Source organism: Pseudomonas sp. TE36184, from assembly GCF_054060055.1.
This window is the reverse complement of sequence record NZ_JBSSCU010000001.1, coordinates 2,466,635-2,490,018: the sequence shown is the minus strand read 5'-3', so window position 1 is coordinate 2,490,018 and position 23,384 is coordinate 2,466,635. Positions and strand designations below refer to the sequence as shown.

The 23,384-nt window shown below is 62.3% G+C and carries 18 protein-coding genes and 4 tRNA genes; 11 read left to right on the top strand and 11 right to left on the bottom strand.

Annotation, left to right across the window (positions count from 1 at the left end):
* The first annotated feature begins 87 nt into the window (after nt 1-87).
* From ACVWZP_RS10830 to ACVWZP_RS10820, 3 genes are all read left to right on the top strand, one after another.
* The gene (locus ACVWZP_RS10830) at nt 88-1,236 is read left to right on the top strand and encodes a TDT family transporter (RefSeq protein ID WP_017846837.1); all 1,149 of its coding nucleotides are present in this window, start codon (nt 88-90) and stop codon (nt 1,234-1,236) included.
* Nucleotides 1,237-1,293: 57 nt separating this feature from the next.
* Nucleotides 1,294-3,168, top strand: a complete 1,875-nt coding sequence (locus tag ACVWZP_RS10825; RefSeq protein WP_177032455.1) for an MFS transporter — start codon at nt 1,294-1,296, stop codon at nt 3,166-3,168.
* Between the two features lie 175 nt (nt 3,169-3,343).
* Nucleotides 3,344-5,107 (top strand): M91 family zinc metallopeptidase, encoded by a 1,764-nt coding sequence (locus tag ACVWZP_RS10820; RefSeq protein ID WP_457369730.1) that lies wholly within the window; start codon nt 3,344-3,346, stop codon nt 5,105-5,107.
* A gap of 67 nt (nt 5,108-5,174) precedes the next feature.
* On the opposite strand, the gene sugE is transcribed toward ACVWZP_RS10820, so the two are convergent.
* From sugE to rdgC, 3 genes are all read right to left on the bottom strand, one after another.
* Nucleotides 5,175-5,489, bottom strand: a complete 315-nt coding sequence (sugE, locus tag ACVWZP_RS10815) for a quaternary ammonium compound efflux SMR transporter SugE (RefSeq protein ID WP_017846842.1) — start codon at nt 5,487-5,489, stop codon at nt 5,175-5,177.
* A 106-nt stretch (nt 5,490-5,595) separates the two neighbouring features.
* Nucleotides 5,596-6,561: a bile acid:sodium symporter family protein gene (locus ACVWZP_RS10810; protein ID WP_017846843.1), complete on the bottom strand. Its 966-nt coding sequence runs from the start codon at nt 6,559-6,561 to the stop codon at nt 5,596-5,598.
* 154 nt (nt 6,562-6,715) lie between these two features.
* A complete protein-coding gene (rdgC, locus tag ACVWZP_RS10805; RefSeq protein WP_079443201.1) occupies nt 6,716-7,636 on the bottom strand; it encodes a recombination-associated protein RdgC in 921 nt (306 codons plus the stop codon).
* A 159-nt stretch (nt 7,637-7,795) separates the two neighbouring features.
* On the opposite strand from rdgC, the gene ACVWZP_RS10800 reads away from it, so the two are divergent.
* From ACVWZP_RS10800 to ACVWZP_RS10770, 7 genes are all read left to right on the top strand, one after another.
* Nucleotides 7,796-7,871: transfer RNA gene (locus tag ACVWZP_RS10800), tRNA-Val, on the top strand.
* A 19-nt stretch (nt 7,872-7,890) separates the two neighbouring features.
* Nucleotides 7,891-7,967, top strand: a tRNA-Asp gene (locus tag ACVWZP_RS10795).
* A 226-nt stretch (nt 7,968-8,193) separates the two neighbouring features.
* Nucleotides 8,194-9,123, top strand: coding sequence for a pca operon transcription factor PcaQ (pcaQ, locus tag ACVWZP_RS10790; protein WP_256822526.1), 930 nt, complete (start codon nt 8,194-8,196; stop codon nt 9,121-9,123).
* 129 nt (nt 9,124-9,252) lie between these two features.
* Nucleotides 9,253-9,972, top strand: a complete 720-nt coding sequence (gene pcaH, locus ACVWZP_RS10785; RefSeq protein WP_017846846.1) for a protocatechuate 3,4-dioxygenase subunit beta — start codon at nt 9,253-9,255, stop codon at nt 9,970-9,972.
* A 12-nt stretch (nt 9,973-9,984) separates the two neighbouring features.
* Nucleotides 9,985-10,587 (top strand): protocatechuate 3,4-dioxygenase subunit alpha, encoded by a 603-nt coding sequence (pcaG, locus tag ACVWZP_RS10780; protein WP_457369729.1) that lies wholly within the window; start codon nt 9,985-9,987, stop codon nt 10,585-10,587.
* Between the two features lie 243 nt (nt 10,588-10,830).
* Nucleotides 10,831-10,906: transfer RNA gene (locus ACVWZP_RS10775), tRNA-Val, on the top strand.
* A 19-nt stretch (nt 10,907-10,925) separates the two neighbouring features.
* Nucleotides 10,926-11,002 (top strand) — tRNA-Asp (locus ACVWZP_RS10770).
* Nucleotides 11,003-11,081: 79 nt separating this feature from the next.
* Here ACVWZP_RS10770 and ACVWZP_RS10765 read toward each other — a convergent pair.
* Entirely contained in the window at nt 11,082-12,602 is a 1,521-nt protein-coding gene (locus tag ACVWZP_RS10765) for an MFS transporter (RefSeq protein ID WP_126589467.1), read from the bottom strand.
* Nucleotides 12,603-12,709: 107 nt separating this feature from the next.
* Between ACVWZP_RS10765 and ACVWZP_RS10760 the strand changes: the two genes are divergently transcribed.
* Nucleotides 12,710-13,633, top strand: a complete 924-nt coding sequence (locus ACVWZP_RS10760) for a LysR family transcriptional regulator (protein WP_046384153.1) — start codon at nt 12,710-12,712, stop codon at nt 13,631-13,633.
* Here ACVWZP_RS10760 and ACVWZP_RS10755 read toward each other — a convergent pair.
* The 7 genes from ACVWZP_RS10755 to ACVWZP_RS10725 all read right to left on the bottom strand — a co-directional run bounded on the left by ACVWZP_RS10755 (nt 13,593) and on the right by ACVWZP_RS10725 (nt 23,382).
* Entirely contained in the window at nt 13,593-14,285 is a 693-nt protein-coding gene (locus ACVWZP_RS10755) for a response regulator (RefSeq protein WP_046384152.1), read from the bottom strand. The genes ACVWZP_RS10760 and ACVWZP_RS10755 overlap by 41 nt on opposite strands.
* Nucleotides 14,282-16,933: a DUF4118 domain-containing protein gene (locus tag ACVWZP_RS10750; RefSeq protein WP_457369728.1), complete on the bottom strand. Its 2,652-nt coding sequence runs from the start codon at nt 16,931-16,933 to the stop codon at nt 14,282-14,284. The genes ACVWZP_RS10755 and ACVWZP_RS10750 overlap by 4 nt, the downstream gene beginning before the upstream one ends.
* A 130-nt stretch (nt 16,934-17,063) precedes the next feature.
* Nucleotides 17,064-19,133 carry a potassium-transporting ATPase subunit KdpB gene (gene kdpB, locus ACVWZP_RS10745; RefSeq protein WP_108524447.1) on the bottom strand — a complete coding sequence of 690 codons (2,070 nt, stop codon included), beginning with the start codon at nt 19,131-19,133 and terminating at the stop codon, nt 17,064-17,066.
* Between the two features lie 12 nt (nt 19,134-19,145).
* Nucleotides 19,146-19,805 (bottom strand): K(+)-transporting ATPase subunit C, encoded by a 660-nt coding sequence (kdpC, locus tag ACVWZP_RS10740; protein ID WP_057005840.1) that lies wholly within the window; start codon nt 19,803-19,805, stop codon nt 19,146-19,148.
* A gap of 10 nt (nt 19,806-19,815) precedes the next feature.
* Complete coding sequence (gene kdpA, locus ACVWZP_RS10735; protein ID WP_046384148.1) at nt 19,816-21,522, bottom strand: potassium-transporting ATPase subunit KdpA; 1,707 nt, start codon at nt 21,520-21,522, stop codon at nt 19,816-19,818.
* 107 nt (nt 21,523-21,629) lie between these two features.
* Nucleotides 21,630-21,728, bottom strand: a complete 99-nt coding sequence (gene kdpF, locus ACVWZP_RS10730; protein ID WP_074851717.1) for a K(+)-transporting ATPase subunit F — start codon at nt 21,726-21,728, stop codon at nt 21,630-21,632.
* 523 nt (nt 21,729-22,251) lie between these two features.
* The gene (locus tag ACVWZP_RS10725) at nt 22,252-23,382 is read right to left on the bottom strand and encodes a catalase family protein (RefSeq protein ID WP_432782513.1); all 1,131 of its coding nucleotides are present in this window, start codon (nt 23,380-23,382) and stop codon (nt 22,252-22,254) included.
* Nucleotides 23,383-23,384: the final 2 nt, after the last annotated feature.

The following is a 23,384-nucleotide window of genomic DNA, read 5'->3' as shown; positions in this document are numbered from 1 at the left end:
TAACAGTTAGAGATATTACCCGTTATATAGATATGCGCTCAGGTTCTACCATGGCCCCAACCTCCTACGAGGAAGAGGATTGCCATCATGACCTGCTCGACCACCCTGAACTACAAACCCTTCAGCCACCTGGCCCGTCCGCGGGAAGTGATCCGCCAGTTCACCCCGAACTGGTTCGCCGCCACCATGGGCACCGGGGTGTTGGCGCTGGCGCTGGCGCAACTGCCGGTCAATCTGCCCGGCATGTACGCCATCGCCGAAGGGTTGTGGCTGTTCACCATCGGCCTGTTCATCCTGTTCAGCGCCTTGTATGCGGCGCGCTGGGTGATGTTTTTCGACGAAGCGCGACGGATCTTCGGGCACTCCACGGTGTCGATGTTCTTCGGCACCATTCCCATGGGCCTGGCTACGCTGCTCAACGGTTTGCTGCTGTTCGGCCTGCCGCGCTGGGGCGCTGGCGTGGTGCCGCTGGCCGAAGCGCTGTGGTGGCTGGACGTGGCGATGGCAGTGGCCTGCGGTGTGCTGATTCCGTTCATGATGTTCACGCGCCAGGAACACAGCATCGACCAGATGACCGCCGTCTGGCTGTTGCCGGTGGTCGCCGCCGAAGTCGCCGCCGCCAGCGGTGGCTTGTTGGCGACGCACCTGGCGGATGCCCACGGGCAACTGGTGATGCTGGTGACCAGCTACGTGCTGTGGGCATTTTCCCTGCCGGTGGCGTTCAGCATTCTGACCATCCTGATGCTGCGCATGGCCCTGCATAAGCTGCCCCACGCCAACATGGCCGCGTCGAGCTGGCTGGCACTTGGCCCGATCGGCACCGGCGCCCTCGGTATGCTGCTGCTGGGCGGCGATGCACCGGCGATCTTCGCCGCCAATGGCTTGCCCACTGTCGGTGAAATCGCCTACGGCCTGGGCTTGATCGCCGGGATTACCCTGTGGGGCTTCGGTTTGTGGTGGATGCTGATCGCGGTGCTGATCACCCTGCGTTACCTGCGCGCCGGTATCCCGTTCAACCTGGGCTGGTGGGGCTTCACCTTTCCGTTGGGGGTCTACGCCCTGGCCACGTTGAAGCTGGCGAATGTGTTGCACCTGGGGTTCTTCAGCGTAGTGGGCGGCGTGCTGGTGCTGGCGTTGGCGCTGATGTGGCTGGTCGTCGCCAAGCGCACCGTGCAGGGGGCCTATAAAGGTGAGCTTTTTGTTTCGCCGTGTATTGCAGGATTAGGGAATAAGTAAGCGGGATTAGGTAAAGTCGTGGCCTGAAAAAAACCAGGCCACGCAGGAACACGGACGATGAGCCACCCCTCACAATTCACCTTGCTGCGCACACGGCGCTTTCTGCCGTTCTTCATTACCCAGTTACTGGGTGCCTTCAACGACAACATCTTCAAGCAATCGCTGATCCTGGCGATTCTCTACAAATTGACCATCGACGGTGACCGCGCCATCTGGGTCAACCTGTGCGCTTTGTTGTTTATCCTGCCGTTCTTCCTGTTCTCGGCGCTGGCCGGGCAGTTTGGCGAGAAATTCAACAAGGACGCGTTGATCCGCGCGATCAAGGTCGGCGAGATCGTGATCATGGCCGTCGGCGCCACCGGCTTTTTGTTCAATCATCTGGAACTGATGCTGCTGGCGTTGTTTGCCATGGGCACCCATTCCGCGCTGTTCGGCCCGGTGAAGTACTCGATCATGCCTCAGGCCCTGCGCGAGGATGAGCTGGTGGGTGGCAACGGCCTGGTGGAAATGGGCACGTTCCTGGCGATCCTCGCTGGCACCATCGGCGCCGGGATCATGATGTCGTCCGCCCATTACGCGCCGGTGGTGGCGGTGGCGATTGTCGGCGTGGCGCTGCTGGGTTACCTGGCCAGCCGCGGCATTCCGCGGGCGGCGGCGTCTTCGCCGCAACTGCGGCTGGACTGGAACATCTTCAGCCAGTCCTGGGCCACCTTGCGCCTGGGCCTGGGGCAGACCCCGGCGGTGTCGCGCTCGATCGTCGGCAACTCGTGGTTCTGGTTTGTCGGCGCGATCTACCTGACGCAGATCCCGGCCTACGCCAAGGAATGGTTGTACGGCGACGAAACCGTGGTGACCCTGATCCTCACGGTGTTCTCGGTGGGCATCGCGCTGGGCTCGATGCTCTGCGAAAAACTCTCCGGGCGTAAAGTGGAAATCGGCCTGGTGCCGTTTGGCTCCTTCGGCCTGACGGTGTTCGGCCTGCTGCTGTGGTGGCATTCCGGCGGGATGCCGCAGAACGTGCAGGCCAACGACTGGCTGGCGGTGCTCGGGTACGGCCAGGCCTGGTGGGTGTTGTTCGATATCCTCGGCCTGGGTGTGTTCGGCGGCTTCTATATCGTGCCGTTGTACGCACTGATCCAGTCGCGCACCGCCGAGAACGAACGGGCGCGGGTGATCGCCGCCAACAACATCCTCAACGCGCTGTTCATGGTGGTCTCGGCGATTGTGTCGATCCTGCTGCTGAGCGTGGCCAAGCTGTCGATCCCCGAGCTGTTCCTGGTGGTGTCGCTGCTCAACGTGGCGGTCAACGCCTACATCTTCAAGATCGTCCCCGAGTTCACCATGCGTTTCATGATCTGGCTGCTCAGCCATTCCATGTACCGCGTCGAGCATCGCAACCTGGAACTGATCCCGGACGAAGGCGCGGCCTTGCTGGTGTGCAACCACGTCTCGTTCGTCGATGCGCTGTTGATTGGTGGCGCGGTGCGTCGGCCGATTCGCTTTGTCATGTACTACAAGATCTACCGCTTGCCGGTGCTCAACTTCATCTTTCGCACCGCCGGGACGATTCCGATTGCCGGGCGTAATGAAGACATCCAGATCTACGAAAAAGCCTTCACACGAATTGCGCAGTACCTGAAGGACGGCGAGTTGGTGTGCATCTTCCCGGAAGGCAAGTTGACCAGTGATGGCGAGATGAACGAGTTCCGCGGTGGTGTGACGCGCATTCTGGAAGAGACGCCGGTGCCGGTGATTCCATTGGCGTTGCAGGGCTTGTGGGGGAGTTTTTTCAGCCGCGACCCTAACAAGGGCTTCTTTCATCGCATTTGGTCGCGCGTGACACTGGTGGTCGGCCAGCCGGTAACGGCGCAGGCAGCGACACCGTCGCACTTGCAGGGTTTGGTCGGGGAACTGCGGGGGGCGGTGAAGTAGCGAGCCAGGTTTACTCGGCATGCGTGCTGCTGGCGAGCGGTGTGGCGCCAGGATGTTCCGGCGTGACGCGGCTCCTTCATGCCCAGTCCGGTAATTTTTCACTCTATTGGAGGAACGTTTTCGGTCAGCACGCCACAGAGTTATCGTCTTCCTCTGCGTATGACGGGAGCTAACGATGGACTCTCCTTCTACCTCTGCTTCTTCACCGCAGCCGCAGCTGGCTTACTCCGGCGAAGATCAAAAAGCCAACTCGGCCTATCGCGCGGCGAGTGATCCCGTCAGACAGGCCGCCCATGCGGCTCCGATCACTGCCAATGTGCCGTTTATGTACAACAATACTCATGGGCCATCCAGGGTGGAGATCGGTTCAGTCGAGGCTGGCCCGGTGACTTATGGCAGTGACTCCGATCTCCAGCGGCGTGCAAGGCAATCTGATGCTGCGCCGGCCGATTCATACTTCCAGAGCGCGCCCAGTCGTGAACAGGTTCGCGCCAAGGCCGAGGGCCGGCAAGGCAGTATTGATTTTGGCGGCCCTTCATCACCCTCTGCGCCGACCAAGGTCGACCCGAGTCGGGGATACCATGATGGCAATGTCAGCATTACTCGCGAACGTGGCACCTCGTCTCGTGCACAACGGAACCATGAGACCCTTCGCATCAAAACCGGCAATGGTGATGATTCTATCCATATCGAAGAAAGCCGGGACGGTGGGCTCCTCGCGCAGATCAATGGGAAATCCTACGACATTCAACATCATGAAAATCCCGCAATCAAACAGGGCGTTGTGGTCGAAACCGGCGGGGGGAATGATGGCGTCAGCATCGGTTACGGGGGGAGTCGGGAAACGTTTATCTATGCCGGCGCGGGTAACGATACGGTTTACGCCGGGTCGGGCAAGACGAATGTGTTCGGCGGGGAGGGTTCTGACGTGATTAACCTGGGCAGCGGTGAAAGCTACGCCGAAGGTAATGATGGAAATGACTTTATCACCGGGGGCAGTGGCAATGCTGTGATTTACGGTGGCAAAGGCAGCGATGAATTGCGTGCAGGCGGAGGGCCAGATACCAAAACCAACTACGTGGATGGCGGGGAGGATAACGATCTGATTTATGGCGGAAGGGGGCACAACATTCTGCATGGCGGACCGGGCGATGACCATATCGTCGGGGGAGACAGCAATACTATTTATACCGGGAGGGGGCGGGATACTGTCCAGACAACCAATGAAAATGATCGTGTCTTCGGACGGCGAGGGGTCGACGATCTGAGCCAGCTCCGTTCCCAGTCAGGCTTTCGGGAAGTCGCCCCCCTTGACGTCGGTCATCGCGGGATCAAAGTCGAAGGAAGCCCGGAGTTCCGCCAGCGTGTAAATGATGACCTTGAGTTTCTCAGAGGTTCGCCGGTGGGGCAGAGGGTGCTTGCAAAAATCGATTCGCTTGAAGCGCCTGTCAAGATCCGACAAGGGGCCGATGGTAGTTTCTATGACTACAGTGATCCAGGTCTCGGAGTTACGCGCAGCGATGAAGGCCGCCGTGCTGATTATGGCGACGGTTTTGTCAAAGACGGCGTTGCGGGCATACCTGCAACAGATCCGGTCCTGACGTATCAACCTAACTTCATTGTGCCGGGGGACCAACGGCCTCCGATCATTGTTCTGCAACATGAGCTCGCCCATGCGATCAATTTTGGTGAAGGCTCTGCGCTGACAGGTACGACTTTTTCAGGCACCAAAATGGTGGGTTACGACTCAAATGGCCGACCCCGGTTCATGCCGGTGTACGAGGATAATTTTGAGCGCCAGGCGGTCGGACTCTTCACCAGCCACGCCCCCTATAAATTCGACCCGAATCTGCCGGCCTCCACCTCCAACGTCTGGCCCTTCACCGAAAACGCGCTGCTCTACGAGCTTGGTTTGCCATTACGCCAACGCTATACGTAACCATGCGTCGATCGTTGCTGCGGGGGGAATTATGTAGGTGGGGGGCGAGACTGCGTGCCGGCAGAGGCTACGCGCTGATCTTGAGCCCCACCAACCCGGCGATGATCAACGCCACACTGGCCAGCCGGAACAGCGCCATGGATTCCCCGAACAGGATAATCCCGGCGATCACCGTGCCCACTGCACCTACGCCGGTCCAGATGGCGTAGGCGGTGCCCAGTGGCAATTCCTTCATGGCCAGCCCCAGCAGGCCGAGGCTGATGGCCATGGCGGCAATCGTCAGGGCGGTGGGCAGCGGCTTGCTGAAGCCGTCGGTGTATTTCAAGCCGACGGCCCAGCCGACTTCGAACAGCCCGGCGAAAACCAGAATGATCCAGGACATGATGACCTCCCTCTATAAAAGCGGGGTCGTCCCCTGATGTGTACGCGATAGCGTCGCGGGGTCGTCCCCGCGGCGTTCGGTAGAGTGCCGAAGATTGATCAAACGATCAAGTTTTCGCAGTGGCTTCCAGGGTGCGGCGGTCTTCCTTTTCGCTCATGCGGCGGAAGTACGTCGACAGCAGCGCCCCGGAAATATTGTGCCAGACACTGAACAGCGCACTCGGCACTGCGGCCAGCGGCGAAAAATGCGCGCTGGCCAGCGCGGCACCCAGCCCGGAATTCTGCATGCCCACTTCCAACGCCAGCGACTTGCGTTGCGCCAACGGCAGCTTGAACAGGCGGCCGGTGAAATAGCCCAGCACGTAACCGAAGCTGTTGTGCAGCATCACCACGGCCATGATCAGCAGGCCCGACTCGGCGATCTTGGCCTGGCTGGCGGCCACCACGGCGGCGACGATGATCACGATGCTCACCACCGATACCAGCGGCAGCACCTCCACCGCATGGCGGACCCGCTCGCCGAGCACACGTTGCGCCACCACGCCAAGCACGATCGGCAACAGCACCACTTGCAGGATCGACCAGAATAATTCCATGAACGACACCGGCAGCCAGGCCGAAGCCAGCAGCCAGATCAGCGCCGGGGTCAGCAGTGGCGCGAGGAGGGTGGTGACGGCGGCGATCGCCACCGACAACGCCAGGTCGCCACGGGCCAGCCAGGTCATCACGTTGGACGAGGTGCCGCTTGGGCAGCAGCCGACGAGGATCACGCCGACGGCGATTTCGGGCGGCAGGTTGAAGGCCCGGCACAGCAACCAGGCCACGCCCGGCATGATCACAAAGTGCGCGACCACGCCCAGGGCCACGCGCCACGGATGGCGGGCGACTTCGGCGAAGTCTTCGAGTTTGAGGGTCAGCCCCATGCCGAACATCACCAGGCCCAGCAGCGGGACGATGGCGCTTTTCAAGCCGATGAACCAGCCGGGTTCGACGAAGGCCAGCACGGCAAAGATCAACACCCAGTAGGCGAAGGTATTGCCGACGAAGCGACTCAAGGCGGCGAGTGCGCGCATGGGGAAGTCCTTATTATTAGGTGTACGGAAAAACCATTGTAGGAGCGAGCTTGCTCGCGAAAATCGTCAACGATGACGCGGGCATTTTGAATGCACGCGGCGCGCTCAGGTTCTTCGCGAGCAAGCTCGCTCCTACAGTAAGGCGATAGTGCGCTTAGATACCCTGTGGGGTTTCTTCGCCGCCCAGTGCTTCGATCAGCGCCGGCAGGAATTCGCCGAAGGTCAGCATCATCAGGGTAAAGCTGGCATCCAGTTGGCCCAGGGCTTCGTCGCCACCGTCCTGTTCGGCCTGGTCCTGCAGCAGGTCTTCGAACTTCAGGCGCTTGACGGTCATCTTGTCGTCGAGCATGAAGGACAGCTTGTCCTGCCAGGCCAGCGACAGTTGGGTCACCACTTTGCCGGTGCTCAGGTGCAGCTGGATTTCTTCGCTGGTCAGGTCCTGGCGCTTGCAGCGCACGATGCCGCCGTCTTCGTGGGTGTCGCGCAGTTCGCATTCGTCGAGGACGAAGAAGTCATCGGCCGGTTTCTGGGTGGTGACCCAGTCGGTCATGACCGCGGTTGGCGCGGTTTTCACGGTGAGTGGGCGCACCGGCAGGGTGCCGATCACTTCACGCAGGGTCGACAGCAGGTCTTCGGCGCGTTTCGGGCTGGCCGAGTTGACCAGGATCAGGCCCTGTTTCGGCGCGATCGCGGCGAAGGTCGACGAACGACGGATAAACGCGCGCGGCAGGAAGGCCTGGATGATTTCATCCTTGATCTGGTCCCGTTCCTTTTTATAGACCTTGCGCATTTGCTCGGCTTCGATCTCTTCGACCTTCTCTTTCACGGCGTCACGCACCACGCTACCCGGCAGGATGCGTTCTTCCTTGCGCGCAGCGATCAGCATGAAGTCACCGCTGACGTGAACCAGGGGAGCGTCTTCGCCTTTACCGAAAGGTGCGACGAAACCGTAAGTGGTCAACTCCTGGCTTGCACAAGGGCGCGCCAGTTTGGTGGCCATTGCAGTTTCCAACGCCTCGGCATCAACAGGCAGATCTTGGGTCAGGCGATAGATAAGCAGGTTCTTGAACCACATGGGGTGAGTCTCTCCTTTATACAAAGGGGGGCATTATTGTCTTGATAGCGGCTGAGGCCAACCCTGCCTAAGCCATTGGAAGGGCTGAAAAAAAAGATTTAAGAAAGTGCTTGCCAGACCTTGGGTCGCTCCGTAGAATGCGCGCCACACCGAAACGAAGGGTGATTAGCTCAGCTGGGAGAGCATCTGCCTTACAAGCAGAGGGTCGGCGGTTCGATCCCGTCATCACCCACCATTCGCTTCAAGTGTTACGCGCAGCGGTAGTTCAGTCGGTTAGAATACCGGCCTGTCACGCCGGGGGTCGCGGGTTCGAGTCCCGTCCGCTGCGCCATATTCGGTAACCTGGAACGCTGAACGCCAGGTCACCACAGAAAGCCCGCTCATCGAGCGGGCTTTTTTGTGCCCGGGATTCGGCGCCCTGGCGACGCCGCCCAACCTGCGTTCGCTGTGTGGTGAGATCGATCGGCGGTACACTTTCGCGGGCAATCTTCCGAACCAGCTTACTTCTCGCGCTTTTTCACGCGCGGCAGGGGACACCTCGAAGGCGGCAACATACGGTGAATATCGATACCCGCATCAAATTCCGCCATCTGGTGTGCTTTCTCGAAGTGGCGCGCCAGGGCAGTCTGGCGCGCGCCTCGGAAAAATTGGCGATCAGCCAGCCGGCGCTGTCCAAGACCCTCAAAGAACTCGAAACCCTGCTGACCGCCACTTTATTCGTGCGCAGCAAAAGTGGCGCGGCGTTGACTGAAGCCGGAGTGGCTTTTTTGCGTTATGCCGGGCCGAGCGTACAAGCGCTGCGAGAAGGGGTGAATAGCCTGCGTGCCGGCGAGCACGAACCCTTCACCGCCAGGCTCGGCGTGCTGTCCACCGTGGAAAGTTTGCTGGTGCCCGAGGTCGTCTGTCGTTTGCATGCCCGACATCCCGCGTTGGTCGTGAGCGTGGTGACCGGGCCGAGCGCGTACCTGTTGTCGCAATTGCGTGTAGGGGAGTTGGACCTGGTGGTCGGACGCATGACCGATAGCCCGCAGATCCTGGGGCTGATGTTCGAGCATCTGTACAGCGAATCCATGACCCTGGTGGTGCGTAACGGCCATCCGCTATTGGCTGACCCGCAGGCGCATGAACATATCGAAAATTATCCGCTGGTGTTGCCGCTGGCGGGGACGACGATCCGCAAATACGCCGACAGCCTGTTTGTGCAGCACGGCATCAGCCCGCCGCGCCAGCGTCTGGAAACCCTGTCGTTGATCTTGAGTCGGCGTTATGTGCAGGGCAGTCAGGCGATCTGGGTCGCGCCTTTTGATGCGGTCAGGCAGGACCTGAATCGAGGTGATCTGTTTGAGTTGGAGTTGGGTATTCGTGAACCCGGTGGTTCTGTGGGGCTGTGCAGCAATCCCTCGCTGACGATGTCCATGGCGGCTCAATGGTGCGTGGAGGTGTTGCGCGAGGTGGGCGCGGAATATCGCGAAGGCAGCTATCCATAACCATTTGGATATGGATAGGGTCGGTTTTTTCAGTGTTGGAGGACGCCTGATCAGGCGAGACTGGGGCGGTGATTGCCGGTTACCCAGCGTTCACCCCTGATTTTCATCCATAACAAAAAGGAAACCGACATGTCTGATGCGGACAACAGCCGTTTCGTCATTCGTGATCGTAATTGGCACCCCAAAGCCCTGACGCCTGACTACAAAACCTCGATCCTGCGTTCCCCGCGTCAAGCCTTGGTGAGCATCCCCCTATCCCGCTCGGAAACCAGCGGCCCGGACTTTTCCCACCTGAAGATGGGGCAGCACGATAACGATCTGCTGCTGAACTTCAACCACGGGGGCTTGCCCATCGGTGAGCGCATCATCGTCGCCGGTCGGGTCTGTGACCAGTATGGCAAGCCGATTCCCCATACCCTGGTGGAGATGTGGCAAGCCAATGCCGGTGGTCGCTATCGACACAAGAAAGACAGCTATCTGGCCCCCATCGACCCTAACTTCGGTGGCGTCGGCCGTGCCTTGACCGACCGCGACGGCAACTACAGTTTCCGCACGGTCAAGCCCGGCCCGTATCCGTGGCGCAATGGTCCCAACGACTGGCGTCCGGCGCATATTCACTTCTCCATCAGTGGCCCGTCGATTGCCACGCGATTGATCACCCAGCTGTATTTCGAAGGTGACCCGCTCATCCCGATGTGCCCGATCGTCAAGTCGATCGCCAATCCGGATGCGGTGCAGAGCCTGATCGCAAGGCTTGATATGAGCATGGCCAATCCCATGGATTGCCTGGCTTATCGCTTTGATATCGTTCTGCGCGGTCAGCGCAAGACCCACTTCGAAAACCGTTGAGGAGGCACGTCCATGCCCGTTGAACTTCTGCCTGAAACCCCGTCGCAAACCGCCGGTCCTTACGTGCATATCGGCCTGGCGCTGGAGGCGGCAGGCAACCCGCCCCGCGAGCAGGAAATCTGGAACGAAATGGCCAAGCCTGGTGCGCCGGAGGAGCACATCCTGTTACTGGGCCATGTCTATGACGGCAACGGTCACCTGATCCGCGATGCGTTCCTGGAATGTTGGCAGGCTGACCACGAAGGCGTTTACGACAGCGACTACAACCTGGAAAAGCCCTTCAACGGTTTTGGCCGCACGGCGACCACGGATACTGGCGAGTGGCAGATCCATACCGTCAAGCCGGGCACCGTGAAGAACGCTGCAGGTGTGCCGATGGCGCCGCACGTCAATGTTTCGCTGTTCGCGCGGGGCATCAATATTCACTTGCAGACCCGAGTGTACTTCGACGATGAAGCCCAGGCCAATGCGGTCGATCCGGTGTTGAATCTGATCGAGCAGCCTCAACGTCGGGAGACGCTGGTCGCCACGCGTTGCACGGTTGATGGCAAGTTGGCTTATCGTTTCGATATCCGCATACAGGGCGAAGAAGAAACAGTGTTCTTCGACTTCTGACGGAGGTGGGGCACGGCAAGCCCGCTCATTGAGCGGGCTTTTTGCGGTCTGGGCTTTGGAAAACCCGGTGCGGGGTGACCTCTTAACGGGCCATCGGTTAAACGCTATAGCGCCGCGTTTGGCCCAGAAGAGGCCCGTTTTTACCGGGGCGCGCCGCTCATTGAAAAATATTTAAAATAAATTGCATTTAAATCAACACATTGCGGATTTTTCGTATATGATGCGGCCCACACCGAAAGTGAAGGGTGATTAGCTCAGCTGGGAGAGCATCTGCCTTACAAGCAGAGGGTCGGCGGTTCGATCCCGTCATCACCCACCATTCGCTTCAAGTGTTACGCGCAGCGGTAGTTCAGTCGGTTAGAATACCGGCCTGTCACGCCGGGGGTCGCGGGTTCGAGTCCCGTCCGCTGCGCCATATTCGGTAACCTGGAACGCTGAACGCCAGGTCACCACAGAAAGCCCGCTCATCGAGCGGGCTTTTTTTTGTCTGCAATTCAGTTCGGCTCTCCCTGTGCGGCCTCGGCGTGGAGGGGCGCGATGGGGCGTCGACCGAGGAAAATCAACACCGCCGCCGCCGTCAGCAAGGTGAAGCCCGCCAGCAGTTGCAACAAGTTGTTGAAGCCGGCGATATAGGCCGTGCGCAACACCGCCACGGGCAGGCTCGCACTGGCGTGCTGCACATTGCCCATGACCAGGCTCTGCGCAATGACGGAAACGTCCAGCGCCGTGTGCTGCGGCAGATGATGCGCAACCAGGGCGCTCAACACCGCCAGGGTAACCGCCAGCGCCACGCCTTCACTGGCCACGCGTGTGGTATTGAAAATCCCCGCCGCCATGCCCGCACGTTCTTTGGGAACCACGCTGATCGCCAGCCCGTCCATCAAGCCCCATGGCAACCCGGTGCCGATGCCGATGATCAGCATCGCGACCACTGTCTGCCACGGCTGGCCGACCTGAACCAGGCTCAGCGCATACAAGCCCGCCGCCGCGATCAGCAGGCCAATGGCGCACAGCACGCCCGCCGACAGCCAGCGCGTGAGCGTCGCCGCGAGCATCGGCACCCCCAGCATGGGCGCCGACAGTGCGAGCATCATCAAGCCTGCCTCGGACGCGCCGTGGCCTTCGACGCCGATAAAGCGCAGCGGCAGCAACACGATCAGGACGATGTAGCAGTAACAGGTGCCGATCGGCAGCAGTTGCACGCCAAGGAAGCGCGCAAAGCGAAACAGCTGCAGGTCGAGCATCGGGTGGCGGACGCGATGTTCAACGAGGATAAACACCAGCAGCAACACGGCGGCCGCCGCCAGCAGGTACCGTGTGCTCGCCGCGCCCCAACCCTGTTCCGGCGCGAGGATGACCGCTGTGGTCAAGCTCACCAGCATGGCCGAAAACGTCAGCACGCCGGCCGTGTCCAGGCGCAGTGCCCGGGGATCGCGGCTTTCCCGCAGGGTCGGCGCGGCGAGCATGAGCGAGAGGCCTGCCAGCACGGCCGTGCCGAGGAAAATCGCGCGCCAGCCCCACTGTTCGATCAGCAGCCCCGACAACAGCGGGCCAAACGCCAGCCCCGCGCCGAAGGTGGTGCCCAGCAGGCTGAAGGCGCGCGTGCGCGCATGCCCGTCAAATTCCTGGGCCAGCGCCGCACAACCGCTGGCCAGCGCGATGGCCGCCGCGACGCCCTGCAGTGCGCGCAAGGCATCCAGCCAGAGCATGCCCGGTGCCACCGTCAGCCACAGGGAGGCGCCAGTAAACAGTGCCATGCCCCATAAAAACAGGCGCTTGCGCCCATAGCGGTCGGCGAGGGTGCCGGCGGCCATCAACAAGCTGCCGAAGCTGAGCATGAACGCGTTGGTGATCCACGCCAGTTGCGTGGGGTGGGCGGCGAATGTCTGGCCGATAAATGGCGTGGCGACAGCGCCGCCGGTAAAGCTCATGGGCAACACCAACGCCGCCAGGCAAATCGCGGCCAGGATGGCATGGCGGCCCGGGGCGGGCAGGGTCTCGGTGGTGGTGTGCATGGGGGGGCATTCCGGCTGTTTTATGAAGACAAAGACTCTAGACAGGATGCAATCATCGATAAACAGCCTTACATTCCACTCATAACGGACTGAATGGATGTAATGGCGTGACGGATAATCTCAGCGGCGTGATCGCCTTCGTCAAAACGGCAGAAGCCCTCAGCTTCGTGGGGGCAGCGCGGGCACTGGGGGTTTCCGCCTCGGCGGTGGGCAAGAATGTCGCCAAACTCGAAGCCTCGCTGAATGTGCGCCTGCTGCACCGCAGCACGCGCAAAGTCGGCCTGACCGCCGAAGGTCAATTGTTCTACGAGCGCTGTCGGAAAATTCTCGACGACCTGCACGACGCCCGCGCCATGCTTTCCCATGCCATACAAGCGCCCCGTGGCAAATTGCGCGTCAGCCTGCCGACCATCGGCTACCGCTTTCTCTTTCCGCATATGCTCGCGTTCAGGCAGACCTACCCGGAGATCGAGCTGGAACTGGATTTCAACGACCACCTGGTGGATGTGATCGAGGAGGGCTTCGACGTGGTGATCCGCAGCGGCGGCCTGGCCGATTCGAGCTTGATGGCCCGCAAGCTGGGGCCGTTCAGGTTTGTGCTGTGTGCATCGCCCGCGTATCTGCGCGAGCACGGGCGGCCGGCAACCCTCGCCGATCTTGAGCGCCACCCATGCCTGCGTTATCGGTTTGCCACCACCGGCAAGATCATGGACTGGACGTTGTCCGCCAACCCCGCGATCACGGCGTTGCGCCTGCCCACGGCGCTGACGTTGAACAATATGGAAGCCATGCTCAGCGCCGCCGTCGACGGCCACGGCATTGCCTACGTGCCGGACTTTCTCGCCCGCGAAGCGCTCGCCCAAGGGCAGTTGGACACCGTGTTGGAGGGCCACTGCGAGGACGAGGGCCAGTTCTGGGCGTTGTGGCCGTCCAGTCGCCATCTCTCGCCGAAAATCCGCGTGTTCGTGGACTTCGCCGCCGCGCGCCTGTTCACAACCCGACCAACCGGTAGCCCACCTGCAACTCGGTAATGAAGTACTGCGGCTGCGCCGGGTCGGCCTCGAGTTTTTGCCGCAAATGCGCCATGTGTACACGTAGGTAGTGGGCGCGGTCGACGTAGTCCAGGCCCCACACGTCCAGCAGCAGTTGCCGGTGAGTCAGCACCCGGCTCTGGCCGCGAATCATCGCGCAGAGCAAGCGGTACTCGATGGGCGTCAGGTGGACCGGCTGGCCCGAGCGCGACACTTCATGGGTGGCCAGGTCGACCTCGATCTCGCCGAACGCCACCTTGCTGGTCGCCACCACGCTGCCGGTCTGCCCATGCCGGCGCAGTTGGGCGCGGATGCGTGCGAGCAGTTCGGGCACGCCGAACGGCTTGGTCAGGTAGTCATCGGCGCCGGCGTCCAGGGCGGCGACTTTTTCTTCTTCGCGGTCACGCGCCGACAACACCAGGATCGGCACCGCCAGCCAGCCGCGCAGTTCGCTGATCAGTTGTTTGCCATCGCCGTCCGGCAGGCCGAGGTCGACGATCACCAGGTCTGGCTGACGGCTGGCGGCATGGATCAGCGCGCGTTTGACGCTGTCGGCCTCGAACACCTGAAAACCTTCATCTTGCAGGGCAATGCCGACAAAGCGGCGGATGTTGGCCTCGTCTTCAACAATCAGAATGCGTGCAGTGCTCATAAGGGTTCCATGACGGGCGGGGTGCCCGCCGGTAGCGTGATGATGAAATGCATGCCGCACGCGCGGCCGGGGTTGGCGTCGATGCGCCCGCCGTGAGCCTCGACGATACGTTTGGCCAGCGCCAGGCCCAGGCCGATGCCGGCGACGGACGATTCCTGCTGGCCGCGGGTGAAGGGTTCGAACAGATTCGCCGGCGCATGGCCGGGGCCGGTGTCGCTGACCTCCAGCACAATGCCCTTGCCGACCTGGCTCGCGGCCACGCGGATAGCGGTGCCCGGCGGGGTGTACTTGGCGGCGTTGTCCAGCAGGTTGACCAGCACCCGCTCGATCAGCAGCGCGTCGACTTCAACCAGCGGCAAGTGCGCGTCGAGCGTGGTGTGGACAGGGTGCCGCGCCAACGGTTCGCGCAATTGGCGCAGGGCGCTGCCGACGATTTCTTCCAGCGAGTGCCATTGGCGGTTCAGGCGCACGCCGCGTTCTTGCATGCGTGCCATGTCCAGCAGGTTTTCGATCAGGCGCTGCATGGACGTGGCTTGTTCGTGGATGCCGTGCAGCAGATCGGTCAGCGGCCCCGGCGGGGCGTGGGGCAGGGCGGTGTCGGCGGCGCCGATCAGCGTGGTCAAGGGCGTGCGCAGGTCGTGGGAAATCGCCGCGAGCAGGGTGTTGCGCATTTTCTCGCCTTCCATCTGCACCAGGGTGCTTTGCGCCACCTCGACGAAATGCACGCGCTCCAGGGCAATCGCCAGCTGACTCATGCAGGCTTCGAGCAGGCGGCGTTCCTGTGGGTCGTTCAGGCGCTCGCTCTGCGCCAGTTCCAGCACCAGCACGCCGCGCACGCGCATCGGCGCTTTGAGCGGCAAGTAGCAGCCCTTGGCCGCCGACAGGGTGTCGGTGCCGTGGCCGGCGGGGTGGCCGTGGTCGTAAGCCCATTGGGCGATGCTGTCGTCGATCGGCAGCCCGCCCGCGCTGACGCTGTGTACGCCATCGGCGGCATCCGGCAGGGCCAGGCCGACCCGGGCTTCGAAGACGCCGCTGAAGGTGCGCAGCGCGACTTCGCTGATGTGCTCCACGGTCAGCGCGGCCGACAGGTCGCGGGCCAGGCGCGCCAGGGAGGTTGCGCGGCGTTCGCGCGCGGCAGCGGTGCGCGCTTCGTGGCGCAGGCGCGCGGTGAGTTGGCCGGTGATCAGGGCGATGCCGAGCATCAACGCAAAGGTGAAGAAATATTGGGTGTCGTTGACGGTGAATGAATAGCGCGGCTGTACGAAAAAGAAGTCGAAACACAGCACCGCGAGCATCGCGGCCCACACGCCGGGGCCGCGTCCATAGCGCAGCGCCACCAACACGACGGTGAGCAAAAACAGCATGACCACGTTGGCCAGGTCGAACACCTGCAAGAGCAGGGCGGCGCCGGCGCTGGCGGCGAAACAGGCGAGGCTGGCCCAGAGGTAGGCCAGTCGAGTGCCGGGCAGCGCCGCGGGTTTTTCGTGCACGACGGGCTTGCCCGGCAGCAGGCCGTGGGCAATCACGATCTGATCGATTTGCGGGTGATGGCGGCTGATCCGGTCGCTGACCGACTGATGCCAGAACCGCCACCGGCGGCGCGGATGATGGCCGAGCACCAGGCGATTGGCATTGTGCTCGCGGGCGCAGGCGACCAGGGCTTCGGCGACGTCCATGCCCGGCAGTGTGGCCGTGTCGGCGCCGAATTCGCCGGCCAGGGCCAGGGTCTTCATCGCGCTCAGGTAGCGCTGGGCGCCGCGTCCCTGGGCCGACGCGACGTGGACCACAATCCAGTCCGCTTCCAGCTTCTGCGCCAGGCGCGCCGCTTCACGCACCAGGCGTTCATCGCCAGCGTCACCGGCCACGCCGACCAGCAGCCGTTCGCGGGCCGGCCACAGGGCCTTGATCGACTGTTCGCGGCGGTACACGCGCATTTGCGTGTCGACCCGGTCGGCCGTGCGCCGCAGTGCCAGTTCGCGCAGCGCCAGCAGGTTGCCCTTGCGGAAAAAATGTTGCGACGCACGCGACGCCGCCGGGCCCAGGTACACTTTGCCGTCCTTGAGGCGTTGCAACAGATCGTCCGGCGGCAGGTCGATCACCACCACGTCGTGGGCGTTATCGAACACATGGTCGGGCACGGTTTCGCGCACGCGGATGCCGATGATCCCGCTGACCAGGTCATTCAGGCTTTCCAGGTGCTGCACGTTGAGGGTGGTCCAGACATCGATGCCGGCGCTGAGCAGCTCTTCCACGTCTTGCCAGCGTTTGGGATGGCGCGAGCCGGGCACGTTGCTATGGGCCAGTTCATCCACCAACACCACGGCGGGATGGCGGCGCAGGGCGGCGTCGAGGTCGAATTCGCTGAGCGCGAACTCGCCATGCTGCAGCGCGGCGCGGGGCAGTTGTTCCAGTCCATGGAGCCACTCGGCGGTTTCCGCGCGGCCATGGGTTTCCACCACCCCGGCCAGTACGTCGCGGCCCAGGGCAACTTCGCGTTGCGCCGCGGCGAGCATGGCGCAGGTCTTGCCCACCCCTGCGTTGGAGCCGAAGTAGATACGCAATTTGCCGCGTAAGGCGGCCTGTTCTTCTTGTTGTACCCGCGCCAGCAGGGCGTCGGGGTCGGGGCGTTCGTCGTTTAAGGCGGGCATGTCATTCCTCTGGTTGTCTGTAGGAGCGAGCTTGCTCGCGAAAAACCTGAGGGTGCCGCTGGGTGTCAGGTTTCCCGCGTTATCGTTAACGCCCTTCGCGAGCAAGCTCGCTCCTACAGTGGTTGGCGCGCTATACGAGGCCCAACCCCGTCAGCAGCAGGTCGATCAGCTTGATCCCGGCAAACGGCACCAGCACCCCGCCCAGGCCGTAGATCAGCAGGTTGCGGTTGAGCAGCGCCGCCGCGCCGATCGAGCGGTAGGTCACGCCACGCAGGGCCAGGGGAATCAGCGCGACAATGATCAGCGCGTTGAAAATCACCGCGCTGAGAATCGCCGAGTTGGGGCTGGCCAGGTGCATCACATTCAATGCGCCGAGCTGTGGATAGGTCGCGACAAACGCCGCCGGGATGATTGCAAAGTACTTCGCCACGTCATTCGCCACGCTGAAGGTGGTGAGGGCGCCGCGGGTCATCAGCATCTGTTTGCCGACCTCGACCACTTCGATCAGCTTGGTCGGGTTGCTGTCGAGGTCGACCATGTTGCCGGCCTCTTTGGCTGCCTGGGTGCCGCTGTTCATCGCCACCGCCACGTCGGCCTGGGCCAGCGCCGGCGCATCGTTGGTGCCGTCGCCGGTCATCGCCACGAGCTTGCCCTGGGCCTGGTAGTCGCGGATCAATTGCAGCTTGTCTTCCGGGCGGGCTTCGGCGAGGAAGTCATCCACGCCGGCCTCCACCGCAATGGCGGCAGCGGTCAGGCGGTTGTCGCCGGTGATCATCACGGTCTTGATGCCCATGCGCCGCAACTCGGCGAAGCGTTCCTTGATGCCGCCCTTGACCACGTCCTTGAGTTCGACCACGCCCAGCGCCTTGGCACCGTCGCTGACCACCAGCGGCGTGCTGCCACGCCGCGCGACTTCATCGACCTTGGCCTGCAAGCTTGTCGGAAAACTGCCGCCCAACGCCTCGATATGGCTGCGAATCGCGTCCGCCGCACCTTTGCGAATCGCCCGGCCTTCGGGCAGGTCGACCCCGCTCATGCGGGTTTGCGCGGTGAAGTGGACAAAGCTGGCGCCCAACTGGTGAATGTCCCGCGCGCGAATGTCGAACTTCTGTTTGGCCAGTACCACGATGCTGCGGCCTTCCGGGGTTTCATCGGCCAGGGACGCCAGTTGCGCGGCGTCCGCCAACTCGGCCTCTTTTATCCCCGGCGCCGGCAAAAAGCTGCTGGCCTGACGGTTGCCCAGGGTGATGGTGCCGGTTTTGTCCAGCAGCAACACGTCGATGTCGCCCGCCGCTTCGACCGCCCGCCCGGAAGTGGCGATGACATTGGCCGACATCATCCGGCTCATGCCCGCCACGCCGATGGCCGAGAGCAGGCCGCCGATGGTGGTGGGGATCAGGCACACCAGCAAGGCCACCAGCACCGTGGCGCTGACCACGCTGCCGCTGCCGCTCATGACCACGGCGAAGATCGAGTAAGGGCTCAGCGTGGCGATCACCAGCAGAAACAACAGGGTCAGGCCCACCAGCAGGATGGTCAGCGCCACTTCGTTCGGGGTCTTCTGGCGCTTGGCCGATTCGACCATCGAGATCATGCGGTCCAGAAACGACTCGCCGGGGTTGACGCTGATACGCACCACCAGCCAGTCCGACAGCACACGGGTGCCGCCGGTGACCGAGGAAAAGTCGCCGCCGGCCTCGCGAATCACCGGTGCCGATTCGCCAGTGATCGCGCTTTCGTCCACCGACGCCACGCCTTCAATCACGATGCCGTCCAGCGGCACCAGGTCGCCGGCTTCGATCAGCACCACCTGATCTTTGCGCAGCAGCGTCGCTTCCGTTGGCAGCCACGCCGCGCCGTGCTTGGGCTGTTGCAGCAACTTGGCCAGGGTCTGGCGTTTCATGCCGCGCAGGCTCGCGGCCTGGGCGCGGCTGCGTCCTTCGGCCAGGGCCTCGGCGAAGTTGGCGAACAGCACGGTGAACCACAGCCACAAGGTGATGCTGAGGATAAAGCCGCTGGGCGCTTCACCCTGGCCGCCCAGGGACTGGAACCACAACAGGGTGGTGAGGATGCTGCCCAGGTAGACCACGAACATCACCGGGTTTTTCCATTGCGCCTGGGGCTGCAGTTTCTTCAGCGCATCCCCACACGCGGTGAGGACGATGGCGCGATCAAACAGAGGTAAACGAGCATTCTTCATGAGGGAAATCTCTTACTCACTGGCCGCAATAGGGGGCTGACGCGATGGCAGGCGGGCGTCCAGCGCAAGGTTGAGTTGCAGCACATTGACCCGTGGTTCGCCGAGCAGGCCGAGGGTGCGCGCGCTGGTGTATTGGTTGACCAGTTGCAGCAGCTCGGTTTCGGGGATCTGCCGCAGGCGCGCCACCCGTGGCAGTTGCAGCCGCGCATTGGCCAGCGAGATATGCGGATCGAGGCCTGAAGCGGAAGCGGTGACCGCGTCCACCGGAACCAGGGCATCGGCGGCCAGGCCGTTGTCCTGGCGATAGGCGTGGGCGCGTGCGGCCACCTGGTCCACCAGCTTCTGGCTGGTCGGCCCCAGGTTGCTGGCGCCGCTGGAGCCGGCGTTGTATGGCTGCGACACGCTTTTGCTCGGGTCTTGCGGGTCGGCGCCGAGGGTCATGCTCGGGCGGCCGTGAAAGTACTCCGGCCGGGTGAAGTGCTGGCCGATCAGGGCTGAGCCCATGACCAGGCCGTCGCGTTCAATCAGCGAGCCGCGGGCCTGGAACGGGAACACCAGTTGGGCGGTCACGGTGGTGAGCGCCGGGTAGGCGAACCCCGTCAACAGCATGAAAAACACCGCCGAAACCAGCACCGGGCGCAACAGCCCTTTGAATATCGATTGAGTCGTCATCCACGTGTCCTCAGTTGTACGTCTGGCCGGACAGCAACTGCAGTTGCTCCACCAGCGGGCCGAGCGCGAGCGCCGGCAAAAAGGTCAGGCCACCGACCACCAGCACCACGAACACCACCAGCAACATGAACAGCGGGGTCGCGGTGGGAATGGTGCCGGCACCGGCAGGCACGGTTTTCTTCATTGCCAGGGAACCCGCCACGGCGAGCATCGGCAGCATGGTGAAGAAGCGCCCGATCAACATCGCCAGGCCGATGGTGGTGTTGAAAAACGGCGTGTTCGCGTTCAAGCCGGCGAAGGCCGAGCCGTTGTTGGCGGTGCCGGAGGTATAGGCGTAGAGCACCTCGCTGAAACCGTGGGGGCCGAGGTTGTTCAGGCTGGCCAGGGTGTCGGGCCACAGGGCGGCGAGGGCGGTGAAGCCGAGGATGCTGATGGGGTGCGCGAGCACCGAGAGCATCACCAGTTTCATCTCCCGCGCCTCGATTTTCTTGCCGAGGAACTCGGGGCTGCGGCCGATCATCATGCCCACCAGGAACACCGTCAGCAGGGCGTACTGGATCAGGTTGATAAAGCCCACGCCGTCGCCGCCGAACACGCAGTTGAGCATCATCTGCGCCAGGGGCACGAAACCGCCCATGGGGGTCAGCGAGTCGTGCATGGTGTTGACCGAGCCGGTGGTCGCGGCGGTGGTGGTGGCGATGAACAGGCTGCTGTCGGCGATGCCGAAGCGCAGTTCCTTGCCTTCCATGTTGCCGCCGCTTTGTTCCAGCGACAGGCTCTGGTTGGCGCCGGCCTGGGTCAGCAGCGGGTTGCCGTTTTGCTCGGCGCCGTAGACCAGGGCGAGGAAGCCGATGAACATCACCAGGAAGGTGCCGAAAAACACCCAACCCTGACGACGCTGCACCAGCATGCTGCCAAAGGTGTAGGTCAATGCCGACGGGATCAGCAACATGCTGAGGATGTGTAGGATGTTGGTCAGCGGCGTCGGGTTTTCGAACGGGTGCGCCGCGTTCATGCTGAAGAAACCGCCGCCGTTGGTGCCGATGTGCTTGATCGATTCAAAGCTGGCCACCGCGCCGACAATCAACTGCTGCTGCGCGCCTTCCAGCGTGGTGACCAGCGCCTGGGAAGCGAAGGTCTGCGGCATGCCCTGCCAGACATACACCAGCGCCATGCCCAGGCACAGCGGCAGCATTACGCGGTAGAGCGTGCGGGTGAAGTCGACCCAGAAGTTGCCGAGGTCGCCCGAGCTGGAGCGGCTCAAGCCGCGAATGAAACCGGCCGCCGCGACCACGCCGGAGGTGGCGCCGACGCACATCAGAAAGGTGATGACCGCCATCTGGCTGAAGTTCGACAGGCTCGTCTCGCCCGAGTACGCCTGCCAGTTGGTGTTGGTAATAAAGGACACCGTGGTGTTGAACGCCAGGTCCGGCGTTTGCGCGGCCAGCCCCAGCGGGTTGATCGGCATCACCGCCTGCAGGCGCAGGACCAGATAGCCCAGCAGCATCATCGCCGCGTTCGACAGCAACAGCGCCGAACCGTAGCGGGCCCAGCCCATGTTTTCCTGCGGGTCGATACCCAGCAGGCGATAGGTACAACGTTCCGGCCAGGCATGGTAAGTCCCGGTGAACACCCGGGTCAGCCATTTGCCCATCAGTACCGCGAGTCCCGTCATCAACCCCAGGACCAGCGCAAATTCCAGCAGCGTGCTTAACATGTCGTGGCTCCGTTCAAATCTTGCCCATGGCGACAATGGCCATGGCAGTCGCAACAAAAAACACCAGGGAGAGGCCAATAAACATCAGGTCGTACATGGCGAACTCCCTAGAATTTTTCTGCGCGAATAAGTGCGTAGCCCAAGTAAGCGAACAGCCCCACGGCGCATAAGCCGCTGGCGATATAAATGAACGTGAGTGTGAGCACGGTGTAACTCCCCTGAATGAATAAGCCGCAATGGCGGACGCGGGGAGGTTAATCGCTGGGGTATCAAGCCCAGGCACTGATTAGCGGCGGCGGTATTAAGACGGTATAGAGACGAAGTCATGCGAGGCGAACGAAAAAAAGGGATAGCCCGCCGCCCGGGTATCCCTTGAAAAACTGGGGTTCTGCTGATGTTGACGCGCTGTTTATTTGGCTTTCTTTTTCTTCTCGCTGCGCGTGGCGAGGTGCTCGAAGCAAAACGCGGCGGTGCCGAAGAGTGCAATCATTGAGAGGACGACCATGCCTAAAGTTGAACTTTCCACGATGACTTCCTACGGATGTTTGGGGGTAGGAAGTGACGGTAGAACGTTCGCGCTTAGTGACTCAATAGAGGCGACGTAATCGTTATGGCGAATTGGCAATCTATACGCATTCTTTACGAAAAGCAGAACGACACAACATCTGCTTATTGTAATGAGATCTAAATGTGGGAGGCAGCAAGCCCCCTCCCACACAGCCCCCAACCTTACAAGTTGCGGCTATGCCGATAGTCGCTGACGGCTTCGTACACCGCTTTACGCAACCGGTTGATCCCGCCGATGGGGCGATGCGCCTCCAGCCCGAACCACGGGTTGAACGACTGGTTGTCGCACGCCAGGTTCAGCGCCGGCGTGTCGAAATCCTGGGCGGGGATCGTCACCTTGGCCACGGTTTCATAGGGCGCATCGCTTTCCTTCCATTCGATGCTGGTGTCTTCGATCGGCATGAACTTCTGCGGGTTCTGCCGCTGGATCTGCAACACGAAACACGCCGGTACGCGGTCGGTGGACAGTTGCTGGTTCAGCGCACTGCGCAGGAAGTTCGGCAGGTCCTGGTTCTGTTTGGGCAGCACGTAATCCGGGCAGCTTTGCGGGTCGGGTGCGACGCGGAACTTGGCGTTGGCCGCGCCGAACTTGTAGGGCGAGACGGAAAAGTACGTGGTCTGGGTCGGGCTGGCTGGCGCGGGGGCCAGGGTCGCCAGGGCGATGAACAGGTGGCGCACCTGCCAACTGCGCGGGTCGAGCTTGGGAAAAAATGCCAGGACCTTCTTGCCGTCTGCCTGGGCCCCGATGTTCTGCGCGTATTCGGCCACGTCGCTGACAAAGAAGTTCGGGTGGCTGAACATCACGAAGTCCTGCTCGGCCCGCGCTTGCTGGTCGGCGAGCAGCTGTTTGCCCGGCACGTCGAGCAGCTTGATGGCCATGCCGCGTGCATCGCGGATGCTGTCGAATTGCGGGTAGGCGTTGCCGTTGGACAGCCGCATCATGGCGTGCCAGGTCTTGCCCGGTTCGGCGAACACACCTTGGCGTAACGCCGGGTCGAGGTCGGCCAGCACACTGACTTCGGCCTTCACGCAACCGTGGGCCTTGGCGTGGGCGTCGCGCAGGTAGCGCGTGCCTTCGCGGTGTTGGTCAACGATACGCACTGCCGTCTGGATAATGCCTTGGGTCATTGCCGCTTCACCGGACGGGATCTGCTCATCCGGCGACACCGGACCGCTGTACTGCCAGGCGTACCAGGCGGTGGCGGCCAGCCAGCCGAGCAGGCCAAGGGCCAGCAGCCATGCCAGGGTTTTGCCGAGCACGGTGCCGAGGCGCAGCCACAGGCGCGCGAGCATGG